Below are 12,473 nucleotides of genomic sequence, written 5' to 3'. Positions count from 1 at the left end.
GGGGGGGGCCACGGTGCCGTCGGGCCGTGCTGCACGTCGACGCGCGAGGGGTCGGCGGCACGCGGGGTCACGGTGTCCGGCGGGCCCTCGGCCCGTTCGGACCCGTGCTCTGAGGAGGGCTCAACATGCGTTAGGCTATCGGCGAATCCATGAAGGCCTGGTCCGACGGCGTGCCCATCGAGCGCACGGCCCCGGCAAACCGACGAACACCGGGAGTCCACCCTGTTCACGCTCGCGACCCCCTCTCCCTTCGTTGCCGCAGCAGAAGGCGAAGGCGGCTTCCACGCGCCGACGATCGGTGAGTTCTTCCCCGACGCCATCTTCTTCGCCGGCACGCCGTTCGAGTTCAACCGGCTGCAGCTCATCCGCGTGATCGCCACGATCGTGATCCTGACGATCTTCGTGATCGCGGCCCGGCGCGCCAAGCTCGTGCCCGGACGGTTCCAGAACGGCGTCGAGATGGTCCTCGACTTCGCTCGCGTGAACATCGTCGAGGAGATCATGGGGACCGAGCGGGCTCGCCGCTACGTGCCCATGATCACGACGATCTTCGTGACGATCCTCGCGTTCAACCTGACGGGTGTGGTGCCGGGGCTCAACCTCGCGGGCACCTCGGTCGCCGGCGTGGCGATCCTCCTGGCGCTGTGGGTCTTCGTGGCCTACTGGGCCGCGGGCATCAGGCAGCACGGCCTGTGGGGCTACATCAGGGCGAACCTGTTCCCCCCCGGCGTGCCGTTCCCGATCTACTTCATCCTGGCGCCGATCGAGCTGCTCCAGCTCCTGATCATCCGCCCGGCCTCGCTGGTCATCCGACTCACGGCGAACATGGTCGCAGGCCACATCATGCTGGTCCTGTGCTTCGCCGCCACGAACTTCCTGCTCCTCGAGGCAGCGCCGGCCCTCAAGGCGATCAGCGCGCTGACTCTCGCGGGCGGCATCGCGATCACGCTCTTCGAGGTGTTCGTCGCGGGCCTGCAGGCGTACATCTTCGCGCTCCTCGCCACGGTCTACATCAACATGTCGATCGAGGAAGAGCACTGACCCGCACGACAGACCTGGTCCCGGGCCCTCGGTCCCGGAACCGACCCTGAGCTCCACCTGACGCATCGCACCTGACGCCCGTTCGCACGACCGGGCGCCCAACGGAAGGAAACACCGTGGACGTCACCACCCTCGCCGCTGTCGAAGGCAGCATCAACACCATCGGCTACGGCATCGCCGCGATCGGCCCGGGCATCGGCCTCGGCATCCTGATCGGCAAGACGGTCGAGGGCATGGCCCGCCAGCCCGAGGTCGCCGGCCAGCTCCGCGGCACCATGTTCATCGGTCTTGCCTTCGTCGAGATCCTCGCGCTGCTCGGCTTCGTCGCTGGCTTCATCTTCTGATGTCGACCATCGGCCCCCAGGCGGTCCTCGCCGCAGAGTCTGGCGAGGTCGACCCCATCAAGCTGTTCCTCCCGCCGTTCTACGACCTCTTCTGGTCTGCGATCGTCCTGGTGATCATCGCGTTCGTCTTCTACAAGATGGTCCTCCCCAAGTTCCAGGCGGTGCTCGACGAGCGCACGGCCAAGATCGAGGGTGGCCTGGCGAAGGCCGAGTCCGCTCAGGCCGAGGCCGCTGCGGCACTCGCGGAGTACCACCAGCAGCTGCAGGAGGCACGCACCGAGGCCGCGAAGATCCGTGAGGACGCTCGCGCCGAGGGAACGGCCATCGTCGCCGACCAGAAGGTCAAGGCCGGCGAGGAGGCCGCTCGCATCGTCGAGACGGCACACCGCCAGATCGAGGCCGAGCGCCAGCAGGCGTCGGTCTCGCTGCGCAACGACGTCGGGACGCTCGCGACCCAGCTCGCCTCGAAGATCGTCGGCGAGTCCCTCGAGGACTCCGCACGTCAGTCGCGTGTCGTGGACCGGTTCCTCGACGAGCTCGAGGCAGCGGGAGCCGGGGCTGCCAGCGCGGCGGCCAACGGCAAGGAGGGCTGATGCGCGGGACGAGCGGAGCCTCCCTCGCGCAGGCCCAGGACCGCTTCGAGCCGGTGCTGCGTGCCGCGGGCGAGGGTGCCTTCGCCCTGGGCGAGGAGCTCCTCACCGTGGCCGCGGCGCTCGACGGCTCCGTGCCGTTGCGCCGCGCCCTCGCCGACCCGTCGCGGTCCGGCGAGGACAAGGCGGCCCTCGTGGCCGACCTGCTGCGTGAGGGCTTCGACGGTCGTGTGGTCGACCTGGTCTCCGGGCTCGCCCGGGACCGTTGGGCCCACGACGCGGACATCGCCGACGCCGTCGAGCACCTCGGCGTCGACGCGGTCCTGGCCTCGGCCGAGGCCCGCGGTGCGCTCGAGCGCGTCGAGGACGAGCTGTTCCGCATCACGCGGTCGCTCGTCGGAGAGCGCGAGGCCCGTCGCGTGCTGACGGAGACCTCGACCGACCCCGCTCGTCGCAAGGCGTTCGTCGACGCGCTGCTCGCCGGCAAGGTCGACCCGGTCACCCAGTTCCTCGCGGAGCGGGCGACCGTGGCACCTCGTGGTCGTCGTTTCGTCGCCACCCTCGTGTGGCTCGGGGACGTCGCCGCACGTCGTCGCCGTCGCCTCGTCGCCTCGGTGACGTCGGGCACGGTGCTCAGCCAGGCACAGCAGGACCGTCTGTCCGCGCTCCTCGAGCGCGCGTACGGCCGGGCAGTCCAGCTGAACGTCACCGTGGACCCCGAGGTCCTCGGCGGCATGCGCATCCAGGTCGGGGCGGACGTCGTCGACTCGACGGTCCTCTCGCGCCTGGTCGACGCACGCAGACGACTGGTCAGCTGACCTGTTCGCCCGAACACTGAGGTCCTCGCGGCCCCCGGTGTCGTCGACACCCCGCCGGCTCCCGAGCCGGCGAACTGACAAGAACGTTCGACCGCTCCCGCACACCGCGGGGTGGCCACGACAGGAGAAGAGCAATGGCTGAGCTGACGATCCGGCCCGACGAGATTCGGGCCGCGCTGGACAGCTTCGTGAAGTCCTACGAGCCCGGGGGCGCGGTGACCGAGGAAGTCGGTCGCGTCACCCTCGCCGCTGACGGCATCGCCCAGGTGGAAGGCCTTCCGGGCGCAATGGCCAACGAGCTGCTGCGCTTCGAGGACGGCACCCTCGGCCTTGCCCTGAACTTGGACGTTCGCCAGATCGGTGTCGTCGTCCTGGGTGAGTTCACCGGTATCGAGGAGGGCCAGGAGGTCCGCCGGACCGGAGAGGTCCTCTCCGTCCCCGTCGGTGACGGCTACCTGGGTCGCGTCGTCGACCCGCTGGGTCAGCCGATCGACGGACTCGGCGAGATCGAGACCGAGGGCCGCCGCGCCCTCGAGCTGCAGGCCCCCGGCGTCATGGACCGCAAGTCGGTCCACGAGCCGCTGCAGACCGGCCTCAAGGCGATCGACTCGATGATCCCGGTGGGCCGTGGTCAGCGTCAGCTGATCATCGGTGACCGCCAGACCGGCAAGACGGCGATCGCGACCGACACGATCATCAACCAGAAGGCGAACTGGGAGACCGGCGATCCCTCGAAGCAGGTGCGCTGCATCTACGTCGCGATCGGCCAGAAGGGCTCGACCATCGCCGCCGTCCGCGGCGCGCTGGAAGAGGCCGGTGCCCTCGAGTACACGACGATCGTCGCGGCCCCCGCGTCGGACCCGGCAGGCTTCAAGTACCTTGCCCCCTACACCGGCTCGGCCATCGGCCAGCACTGGATGTACGGCGGCAAGCACGTCCTCATCGTCTTCGACGACCTGTCGAAGCAGGCCGAGGCCTACCGTGCCGTGTCGCTGCTGCTCCGTCGCCCGCCGGGCCGCGAGGCGTACCCCGGTGACGTCTTCTACCTGCACTCCCGTCTGCTCGAGCGTTGTGCCAAGCTCTCGGACGAGCTGGGCGCGGGCTCGATGACGGGTCTGCCGGTCATCGAGACCAAGGCGAACGACGTGTCGGCGTACATCCCGACCAACGTCATCTCGATCACCGACGGTCAGATCTTCCTCCAGTCGGACCTCTTCAACGCCGACCAGCGCCCCGCCGTGGACGTCGGTATCTCCGTGTCCCGTGTCGGTGGTGCCGCACAGGTCAAGGCGATGAAGCAGGTCTCGGGCACGCTCAAGCTCGAGCTCGCCCAGTACCGCTCGCTCGAGGCCTTCGCGATGTTCGCCTCGGACCTCGACGCGGCGTCGCGCGGCCAGCTGACCCGTGGGGCTCGCCTCATGGAGCTGCTCAAGCAGGGCCAGTACTCGCCGTACCCGGTCGAGGACCAGGTCGCCTCGATCTGGGCCGGGACCAAGGGCAAGCTCGACGACGTGCCCCTCGAGGACGTGCGCCGCTTCGAGAGCGAGCTGCTCGACCACCTGCGCCGCAACACCGACGTGCTCAGCACGATCGCGGACACCGGCAAGCTGTCGGACGAGACCGAGGCCGCGCTGGCCCAGGGCGTCGACGACTTCCGCAACGGCTTCCTCACGGCCGACGGCTCCCCCCTCGTGGGCGGGGAGTCGGACGAGGAAGAGGCCGTCGTGGTCGAGCAGGAGCAGATCGTCCGGCAGAAGAAGGCCTGACATGGCCGGATCCCAGCGCGTCTACAAGCAGCGGATCAAGTCGACGCAGTCCCTCAAGAAGATGTTCCGCGCGCAGGAGCTCATCGCTGCGTCGAGGATCGGCCGGGCTCGCGCCCGGTCGTCCGAGGCGGGCCCCTACGCCCAGGCGATCACCACGGCGGTCTCGGCCGTCGCGACGCACTCGACGACCCGGCACCCGCTGACGTCCGAGCGCACCGACACCAACCGGGTCGCGGTGCTCGTCGTCGCCTCGGACCGTGGCATGGCCGGCGCCTACTCGGCGTCGATCATCCGCGAGACCGAGCGTCTGGTGGAGCGCCTCACGCACGAGGGCAAGGAGGTCGCGCTCTTCGCCGCCGGGCGTCGTGCAGTGACCTATTACACCTTCCGTCACCGTGAGCTCGCCGGTTCGTGGACCGGTGGCTCGGACTCGCCGTCGTCGGACGTCGCCGGAGAGATCGCCGACACGTTGCTGAACGCCTTCCTCGCCCCCGCGGACGAGGGCGGCGTCGGTGAGCTGCACATCGTGTACACGCAGTTCGTGAACATGGTGACGCAGCGTCCCCGCGTCGTCCGGATGCTTCCCCTCGAGGTCGTCGAAGGGGTCGCGCCGGTCGGGCAGAACGACGTCCTGCCGCTGTACGACTTCGAGCCGTCGCCCGAGGCCGTCCTCGACGCACTGCTGCCGCGCTACGTGCGCAGCCGCATCTACAGCTGCCTCCTGCAGGCGGCCGCGTCGGAGCTGGCTGCCCGCCAGCGCGCGATGCACACCGCGACGGACAACGCCGAGGACCTGATCCGCATGTACACGCGACTTGCGAACCAGGCACGACAGGCCGACATCACCCAGGAGATCAGCGAGATCGTCTCCGGTGCCGACGCCCTCGCGGCGTCGTGAGGCACCGCATGACGAACCTGACGATTTCCTTCACCTGCACCGAACCTGCCGGAGCTGTCTCCGGCCCTGCGAAGCGAGGCCAGTAATGACCGCCACCACCGTGGAAGCCCAGGTCGAGCACCAGAGCGGACCCGGCGTGGGCCGTGTCGCCCGCGTGATCGGCCCCGTCGTCGACATCGAGTTCCCGTCGGACGCGATCCCCGAGATCTACAACGCGCTGACCGTCGACATCGACCTGTCCGGACAGGGCGAGGGCGAGAAGTCCTTCCGCCTGACCCTGGAGGTCGCGCAGCACCTGGGTGACTCGCTCATCCGTGCGATCGCCCTCAAGCCGACCGACGGCCTGGTCCGTGGCGCCGTCGTCACCGACACGGGTTCGCCGATCAGCGTCCCCGTGGGCGACGTGACCAAGGGCCACGTGTTCAACGTGACCGGCGACGTCCTCAACCTCCAGGAGGGCGAGAAGCTCGAGATCACCGAGCGCTGGCCCATCCACCGCAAGCCCCCGGCGTTCGACCAGCTCGAGTCGAAGACCACCATGTTCGAGACCGGCATCAAGTCGATCGACCTCCTGACGCCGTACGTGCTCGGTGGGAAGATCGGCCTCTTCGGTGGTGCGGGCGTCGGCAAGACGGTCCTCATCCAGGAGATGATCCAGCGTGTCGCCCAGAACCACGGTGGTGTGTCGGTGTTCGCCGGTGTCGGCGAGCGCACCCGTGAGGGCAACGACCTGATCGTCGAGATGGAGGAGGCGGGCGTCTTCGACAAGACGGCCCTCGTCTTCGGCCAGATGGACGAGCCGCCGGGCACGCGTCTTCGCGTCGCGCTCTCCGCGCTCACCATGGCGGAGTACTTCCGTGACGTGCAGAAGCAGGACGTGCTGCTCTTCATCGACAACATCTTCCGCTTCACGCAGGCCGGTTCCGAGGTCTCCACGCTGCTCGGGCGCATGCCCTCCGCGGTGGGCTACCAGCCGAACCTGGCCGACGAGATGGGTCTGCTCCAGGAGCGCATCACCTCGACGCGTGGTCACTCGATCACGTCGCTCCAGGCGATCTACGTCCCTGCCGACGACTACACCGACCCGGCGCCTGCGACGACGTTCGCCCACCTGGACGCGACCACGGAGCTCTCGCGCGAGATCGCCTCGAAGGGTCTGTACCCGGCGATCGACCCGCTGACCTCGTCCTCGCGCATCCTCGACCCGCGCTACGTGGGCCAGGAGCACTACGACGTCGCGACGCGTGTGAAGTCCATCCTCCAGCGCAACAAGGAGCTCCAGGACATCATCGCGATCCTCGGTGTGGACGAGCTCTCGGAGGAGGACAAGACGGTCGTGGCGCGTGCTCGCCGCATCCAGCAGTTCCTCTCGCAGAACACGTACATGGCCGAGAAGTTCACGGGTGTCGTCGGTTCGACGGTTCCGCTGACGGAGACCATCGAGGCCTTCAAGAAGATCGCGGACGGCGAGTTCGACCACGTCGCCGAGCAGGCGTTCTTCAACATCGGTGGCCTCGAGGACCTCGAGCGCAACTGGGCCCGTATCCAGAAGGAGTACGGCGTCTGAGACGACGTGAGCGCGCCGCGCGCCGGGCCTTGGGGTCGGGCACGCGGCGTGCTTCGTCAGACCCGTGCACCGACATGAAGGAGTTGAAGTGGCACAGCTGAACGTCGACCTCGTGGCGGCGGACCGCAAGATCTGGTCGGGGGACGCGCGCGCCGTGAGCGCGCCCGCCGCCGACGGTGAGATCGGTATCCTCGTGAACCACTCGCCCCTCCTGTCCGTCCTCGGTGAGGGCACCGTGCGGATCACCGGCGCGAACGGCGAGAAGGTCGCCGTGAAGGTCACCGGTGGGTTCCTCTCGGTGGACTCCAACCAGGTCATGCTCGTGGTGGACGACGCAGAGGTGCTCGACGGCGCCGGCGTCTCCGGCCACTGACGGGCTCAGGTAGCACACGTGCCGCTCCCCGCCTGGATCGCGATCGGACTGCTTCTCGCAGTCGCGCTCGTGGTCGGGCTGGGAGCGTTGCGTCTTCGGGCCATCTCCCACCGGGTGGGGTCCTTCGAGTGCAGCGCCCGCCCCGCAGGGGACGGGCAGGCGTCCTGGTCGCTGGGGATCGCGCACTACGGCGTGGGACGCATCGACTGGTGGCGCTGCTGGTCCCTGTCTCTGCGTCCGTCCCGCTCGTGGCGGCGTCAGGACCTCGTGATCGTCTCGCGCCGCCCCCTGGACGGGGACCGCGACCTCTTCCTCGTGGAGTGCTCGTACGAGGACGTCCGGTTCGAGCTGACGATGTCTAGCGGCGCGTACGCCGGCCTCGCGTCGTGGCTCGAGGCTGCGCCCCCCGGCCGTCGCGGCGTGGTGGTCTGAGCCCGGCTGCGTGGCGCGGCGGGATGCTAGCGTCGCCCGTGGACGTCGTCCCGGGCCGGGGCTCTCGGCCACGAGAGGCCGTCCGCGCTGTCCCGCCGCCACCTTCTGTCCCCGTCTGAGGAGTTCTTCGTGCGTCTCGTGGTCGCCCAGTGCTCGGCTCACTACACCGGCCGGCTCTCGGCCCACCTCCCGCTCGCGACTCGCGTGCTGCTCGTCAAGGCAGACGGCAGCGTGCTGCTGCACTCGGACGGCGGCTCGTACAAGCCCCTCAACTGGATGAGCCCGCCGTGCTCGATGGCGGTCTCGGAGCCTGACGAGTCGGCGCGCGAGCGTGGCGTGACCCAGGTCTGGGCGGTCCAGCACGCGAAGAGCGACGACCGCCTCGAGATCGAGCTGTACGAGGTCCTGCACGACTCGGCCCACGACCTGGGCGTGGACCCGGGCCTGATCAAGGACGGGGTCGAGGCGCACCTGCAGGAGATGCTCGCCGCCCAGATCCAGCTCCTGGGGACGGGGCACACGCTGATCCGCCGCGAGTACCCGACGGCGATCGGCCCGGTCGACATCCTGGCCCGGGACAAGGACGGTGCGACGGTCGCGGTCGAGATCAAGCGTCGGGGTGACATCGACGGTGTCGAGCAGCTCACGCGCTACCTGGACCTGCTGAACCGGGACCCGCTCCTGGCGCCGGTGCGGGGCGTGTTCGCTGCGCAGGAGATCAAGCCGCAGGCGCGTGTCCTGGCGACGGACCGGGGGATCGGGTGCCTGGTCCTGGACTACGACGCGATGCGCGGGGTCGACGACGTGGACTCGCGCCTGTTCTAGGTCGCCTCGCGGCGGTCGCCTCGCCGCGATCGCGGCCCGGTGGTCGCGTGCCCGTGGTCGCGCAGAGGGTCCTGGTCCTTCGGCGGCGTCGTCGTGAATGCTGCCCGTCCGGCCGTCGTGGCTGGGCGGGCTCTTCTCGTGCTATGTTTTTGAACATGTTCAAAAACTCTCGCGGGCTACGGCGGAGCGCGTGACCGCGCCGTCGCCCGGTGCGGTCCCGGCCGCCACGCCCAAGTCCGTGCAGACCCGCGCCAGGGTCCTCGACGCGGCGCTCGGGATGCTGCGCGAGCAGGGCTACGAGGCGACGACCATGCGCGCGATCGCCACCCGGGCCGGGGTGAGCACCGGCAACGCGTACTACTACTTCCCGTCCAAGGACCACCTGGTCCAGGAGCTCTACGTCGACGTCCAGCGGGCGCACCGGCGGGCCGTGGACGATGCGCTCGTGCAGGGTGGGACGCTCGCCGCGCGACTGCGCCTCGTGCTCGACGCGGGGATCGACGTGTTCACGCCCTACCACTCGTTCGCCGCCGAGTTCGTCTCGGTCGCGATCCGTCCTGGCGCTGCGGCCAACCCCTTCAGCGACGCCTCGCGCGAGGCGCGCGAGCTCTCGCTCGCGATCTTCGAGGACGTCGTCGCGGGGGCCTCGCCCGCGGTGCCCGCCGCGCTGCGGGCACAGCTCCCCGAGCTGCTGTGGCTCGCGAACCTCGGGGTGACGCTCTTCTGGGTCCAGGACTCGTCGTCGGGCACCGCGCGGACGCGGCGCCTCGTCGCCGGGGCCAGCCCGATCGTCGGCACGCTCGTCCGGCTCTCCCGCCTCCCGGTGGCGCGCAAGGTCGTCGACGACGTCCTGCGCCTGACCGCGTCGCTCAGGACCTGACGTGAGCCCCGCGACCGCGGTCCTCGTGGATCTCGTGGTGGCCTTCGGGCTCGTGGTGGTGCTCCCGCTCGGGCTGACCCTGCTCGGGCCGCGCACGGTCCCGGGGGCGGGCAGCGTGTGGTGGCCCGTGGCAGGAGCCGTCGCGGCCGCAGGGTCCTGGCTCCCGCGGGGGCCGCTCGCACAGGCGACGACGGCGCCGTTCCTGGTGGCGTCCGCGGTCCTGGCGGTCGCGGCGGTTCGCGTCGCCCTTCCCGGCCCGACGGCGCCTCGACCGCCCGAGGTGCGGCTCGCCGTCGGCGTCGCTCTCGTCATGCCGGGGGTCGGTGCAGCGGCGATGCTCGCCGACCGTGGGGGCTGGGGCCTCCTCGGGTTCTCGGGGACGTACCTGACGCTGACCGTGCCGCACATGCTCTTCGCGGGTTTTGCGGCGGCGCTCGTCGCCGGGCTGGCCGCCGGCCTCAGCGGCAGACGCCCCGAGGCCGGCCGAACGGGGCCCTCGACCGTTGCGCGCGTCGGCGCGGCCGGGGTGCCGCTGGGGACCGGCCTGGTCCTGGTCGGGTACTTCGTCGGGAACGTCGCCGAGCTGGTCGGTGCGCTCGTGCTGACGGGCGCGCTCTGGTGCACCGCCTGGGCCGTGCTCGGCATCCCGGCCCGGCGGGCCGCGCGGGCGCTCCTCGTGGCGGGCTCCGTCGCGGTCGTGGCGTCGATGCTGCTCGCAGTCTGGTGGGCCGTCGGTGAGGCCACGGGGGTGCCGCACCCGAGCATCGGGCAGATGGCGGCGACGCACGGCGTCGCGAACGCGCTCGGCTTCGCCCTGTGCACGGTGCTCGGCCTGCGGCTCGCCCGGGGCGGAGCGAACCCGGGGGGCCGGGCTCCGGTGCTGCAAGATCACGACCTCTCGGCACACAGACCCAGCAGGAGCCCAGGACGGAGACAGGCATGACGCAGCCCCGCACGACCTACCCCGAGGTGGGAGCCACCCGGTCCGCAGAGCTACCAGCAGGCTATGCGCACCTGCGGTTGCGCCACCGGATCTCCGAGCGGCCCTGCTCGGTCGACGAGCTCGGTCGCCTCGGCGAGCTGCTCCTGACCTGGCAGGTGCACGCCCGTGCGCGCGTGCAGATCGTGACCTCGGCCCCCGTCGCCGAGCCCGGTGGGCTCGTGACGACGCGGCTGGGCCTCGGGCCCGTCCGTCTCAGCGAACCGTGCGAGATCGTGTGGGTCGAGCGCGAGGAGCAGCGGATCGGCTTCGGCTACGGAACCCTGCCGGGGCACGTGTTCGTGGGGGAGGAGTCGTTCGTGCTCGAACGCGACGCGGCGGGCGACGTGTGGTTCGTCGTGGACGTCTTCAGCAACCCTGCGGTCCGGTGGGTCTCGATGGTCCGCCTCCTGGTCCCGACGTTCCAGCGGCTGTACATCGGGCACCTCGCACGGGCGGCGGGCCGACTCCTGCGCGACCTCTGACGGTTGCGTCTCATCACTCGGCCCACCTCGAGGGTCCTCTCGACCATTCGTGCGTCGTCCGAACGAAGTACGCAAGAATGAGGCCATGACGTCGAACCCCGCCCCGCTGTCGTCCGCCTCCACGCCTGCGTCCTCGTCGGGGGAGGCGCCGCCCGCCGGGCGGACCGCCGTGCGGGGCCGGGTCGTGACCCCGCAGGAGGTGATCGAGGACGGCGTCGTGGTCCTCGACGGTCCGGCGATCGCGTGGGTCGGCGAACGTCGGGACGCCGCTGCGGCCGGATACGCGGCCGAGGTCGAGGCTGCGGCCGAGCCCGCCGAGGGGCAGGTCGTCCTGCCGGGCCTCGTGGAGGTGCACAACCATGGTGGTGGAGGTGCGAGCTTCCCCGACGCTGCCGACGCGCAGGAGGCCCTCGTCGCGGTCCGCGAGCACCGCCGCCACGGGACCACGAGCCTGGTCGCGTCGCTCGTGACCGCCGAGCGCGAGACCCTGCTGCGCCGGGTCGCGACGCTCGCCGAGCTCGGGGACGCGGGCGAGATCGCGGGCATCCACCTGGAAGGACCGTTCCTGTCCGAGGTGCGCTGCGGCGCGCAGAACCCGCACGACATGCTCGCGGGAGACCCCGACCTGGTCCGGGCGATCGCCGAGGCCGGGCGCGGGCACGTCCGCACCATGACCTTCGCCCCTGAGGTCCCGGGCAACACGGGGCCGGGCGGGGTCGTCGAGACCCTGGTCGAGGTCGGCGCGGTTCCCTCGGTCGGGCACACCGACGCGTCGTCGGAGCAGACCGATGCCGCGATCGCCGAGGGGGTCGCGGCGCTCGCCGCGCGTCGGGCCGCACTCGTCGCGGCGGGGGAGCAGATGGGTCCTGCGCCCCGCGTGACCGCGACGCATCTCTTCAACGGCATGCGCCCGCTGCACCACCGCGCCCCCGGGCCCATCGCCGCGTGCCTCGCGGCCGCGGCGCGCGGCGACCTCGTGGTCGAGCTCGTCGCGGACGGCACCCACCTCGCGGCCGGGACGGTCCGCAGCGTGTTCGAGCTCGTCGGGCCGGACGCGATCGTGCTCGTCACGGACGCGATGGCGGCCGCGGGCATGGCCGACGGCACGTACCAGCTCGGTCCGATGGCGGTCACGGTCGCCGACGGCGTCGCGCGCCTCGACGACGGGACGCCCGAGGGGTCGATCGCCGGGGGGACGTTCCACCTGCTCGACGTGGTGCGCGCGACCGTGGGCTTCGGCATCCCGCTGGTCGATGCCGTCAAGGCGGCGTCGCTGACGCCGGCCGGTGTGCTCGGGCGCGCGGACATCGGCGCGCTGGAGGCCGGTCGTCGGGCGGACGTCGTCGTGACCGACGCAGACCTCCACCCGGTCGGCGTCTGGCGTGGTGGAGCGTTGGTCACCGACTGACCCCGAGAGATCCTGGCGGACGTCGCCTGACCTGCGACGACGCCCGAACGGCGGCCCGGCCCGAGCG

At 70.8% G+C, this 12,473-nt stretch carries 14 protein-coding genes; all 14 read left to right on the top strand.

Annotated elements, in window-relative coordinates; genetic code table 11:
* Window positions 1–222: 222 nt before the first annotated feature.
* The 14 genes from atpB (at window position 223) to H9652_RS00130 (ending at window position 12,406) form a co-directional block, all read left to right on the top strand.
* Window positions 223–1,041, top strand: coding sequence for a F0F1 ATP synthase subunit A (gene atpB, locus H9652_RS00195; protein WP_138823526.1), 819 nt, complete (start codon window positions 223–225; stop codon window positions 1,039–1,041).
* A gap of 116 nt (window positions 1,042–1,157) precedes the next feature.
* Window positions 1,158–1,385: an ATP synthase F0 subunit C gene (gene atpE / locus H9652_RS00190; RefSeq protein WP_030149959.1), complete on the top strand. Its 228-nt coding sequence runs from the start codon at window positions 1,158–1,160 to the stop codon at window positions 1,383–1,385.
* A complete protein-coding gene (locus tag H9652_RS00185; protein WP_191794113.1) occupies window positions 1,385–1,978 on the top strand; it encodes a F0F1 ATP synthase subunit B in 594 nt (197 codons plus the stop codon). The genes atpE and H9652_RS00185 overlap by 1 nt, the downstream gene beginning before the upstream one ends.
* Complete coding sequence (locus tag H9652_RS00180) at window positions 1,978–2,793, top strand: F0F1 ATP synthase subunit delta (RefSeq protein ID WP_191794112.1); 816 nt, start codon at window positions 1,978–1,980, stop codon at window positions 2,791–2,793. The genes H9652_RS00185 and H9652_RS00180 overlap by 1 nt, the downstream gene beginning before the upstream one ends.
* A gap of 134 nt (window positions 2,794–2,927) precedes the next feature.
* On the top strand, window positions 2,928–4,559 hold the full coding sequence (gene atpA / locus H9652_RS00175; protein WP_191794111.1) for a F0F1 ATP synthase subunit alpha: 1,632 nt from the start codon (window positions 2,928–2,930) through the stop codon (window positions 4,557–4,559).
* A 1-nt stretch (window position 4,560) separates the two neighbouring features.
* Window positions 4,561–5,457, top strand: a complete 897-nt coding sequence (locus H9652_RS00170; protein WP_191794110.1) for a F0F1 ATP synthase subunit gamma — start codon at window positions 4,561–4,563, stop codon at window positions 5,455–5,457.
* 85 nt (window positions 5,458–5,542) lie between these two features.
* Window positions 5,543–7,024, top strand: a complete 1,482-nt coding sequence (gene atpD, locus H9652_RS00165) for a F0F1 ATP synthase subunit beta (RefSeq protein WP_138823534.1) — start codon at window positions 5,543–5,545, stop codon at window positions 7,022–7,024.
* 88 nt (window positions 7,025–7,112) lie between these two features.
* Window positions 7,113–7,397 (top strand): F0F1 ATP synthase subunit epsilon, encoded by a 285-nt coding sequence (locus tag H9652_RS00160; protein WP_191794109.1) that lies wholly within the window; start codon window positions 7,113–7,115, stop codon window positions 7,395–7,397.
* An 18-nt stretch (window positions 7,398–7,415) separates the two neighbouring features.
* Complete coding sequence (locus H9652_RS00155) at window positions 7,416–7,829, top strand: DUF2550 domain-containing protein (RefSeq protein WP_191794108.1); 414 nt, start codon at window positions 7,416–7,418, stop codon at window positions 7,827–7,829.
* Between the two features lie 129 nt (window positions 7,830–7,958).
* Window positions 7,959–8,654, top strand: a complete 696-nt coding sequence (gene nucS / locus H9652_RS00150; RefSeq protein ID WP_030149951.1) for an endonuclease NucS — start codon at window positions 7,959–7,961, stop codon at window positions 8,652–8,654.
* Window positions 8,655–8,844: 190 nt separating this feature from the next.
* Window positions 8,845–9,534: a TetR/AcrR family transcriptional regulator gene (locus H9652_RS00145; protein WP_318243910.1), complete on the top strand. Its 690-nt coding sequence runs from the start codon at window positions 8,845–8,847 to the stop codon at window positions 9,532–9,534.
* Window position 9,535: 1 nt separating this feature from the next.
* Window positions 9,536–10,477, top strand: coding sequence for a YndJ family protein (locus H9652_RS00140; protein ID WP_191794106.1), 942 nt, complete (start codon window positions 9,536–9,538; stop codon window positions 10,475–10,477).
* Window positions 10,474–10,998 carry a DUF1990 family protein gene (locus tag H9652_RS00135; RefSeq protein WP_191794105.1) on the top strand — a complete coding sequence of 175 codons (525 nt, stop codon included), beginning with the start codon at window positions 10,474–10,476 and terminating at the stop codon, window positions 10,996–10,998. Before H9652_RS00140 ends, H9652_RS00135 begins: the two co-directional genes overlap by 4 nt.
* A gap of 85 nt (window positions 10,999–11,083) precedes the next feature.
* The gene (locus H9652_RS00130; protein WP_191794104.1) at window positions 11,084–12,406 is read left to right on the top strand and encodes an N-acetylglucosamine-6-phosphate deacetylase; all 1,323 of its coding nucleotides are present in this window, start codon (window positions 11,084–11,086) and stop codon (window positions 12,404–12,406) included.
* Window positions 12,407–12,473 lie beyond the last annotated feature (67 nt).

The sequence above is a fragment of the Oerskovia rustica genome, assembly GCF_014836555.1.
Taxonomy (GTDB): Bacteria; Actinomycetota; Actinomycetes; order Actinomycetales; family Cellulomonadaceae; genus Oerskovia; species Oerskovia rustica.
Note: the sequence above shows the minus strand (reverse complement) of the source record. Positions and strands in the feature narration are given on the sequence as shown.

Coding starts and splice junctions, on each gene's coding strand:
- H9652_RS00185 (WP_191794113.1), top strand. CDS start 1,385: ATGTCGACCATCGGCCCCCAGGCGGTCCTCGCCGCAGAGTCTGGCGAG.
- H9652_RS00135 (WP_191794105.1), top strand. CDS start 10,474: ATGACGCAGCCCCGCACGACCTACCCCGAGGTGGGAGCCACCCGGTCC.
- H9652_RS00170 (WP_191794110.1), top strand. CDS start 4,561: ATGGCCGGATCCCAGCGCGTCTACAAGCAGCGGATCAAGTCGACGCAG.
- atpD (WP_138823534.1), top strand. CDS start 5,543: ATGACCGCCACCACCGTGGAAGCCCAGGTCGAGCACCAGAGCGGACCC.
- atpA (WP_191794111.1), top strand. CDS start 2,928: ATGGCTGAGCTGACGATCCGGCCCGACGAGATTCGGGCCGCGCTGGAC.
- H9652_RS00180 (WP_191794112.1), top strand. CDS start 1,978: ATGCGCGGGACGAGCGGAGCCTCCCTCGCGCAGGCCCAGGACCGCTTC.
- H9652_RS00130 (WP_191794104.1), top strand. CDS start 11,084: ATGACGTCGAACCCCGCCCCGCTGTCGTCCGCCTCCACGCCTGCGTCC.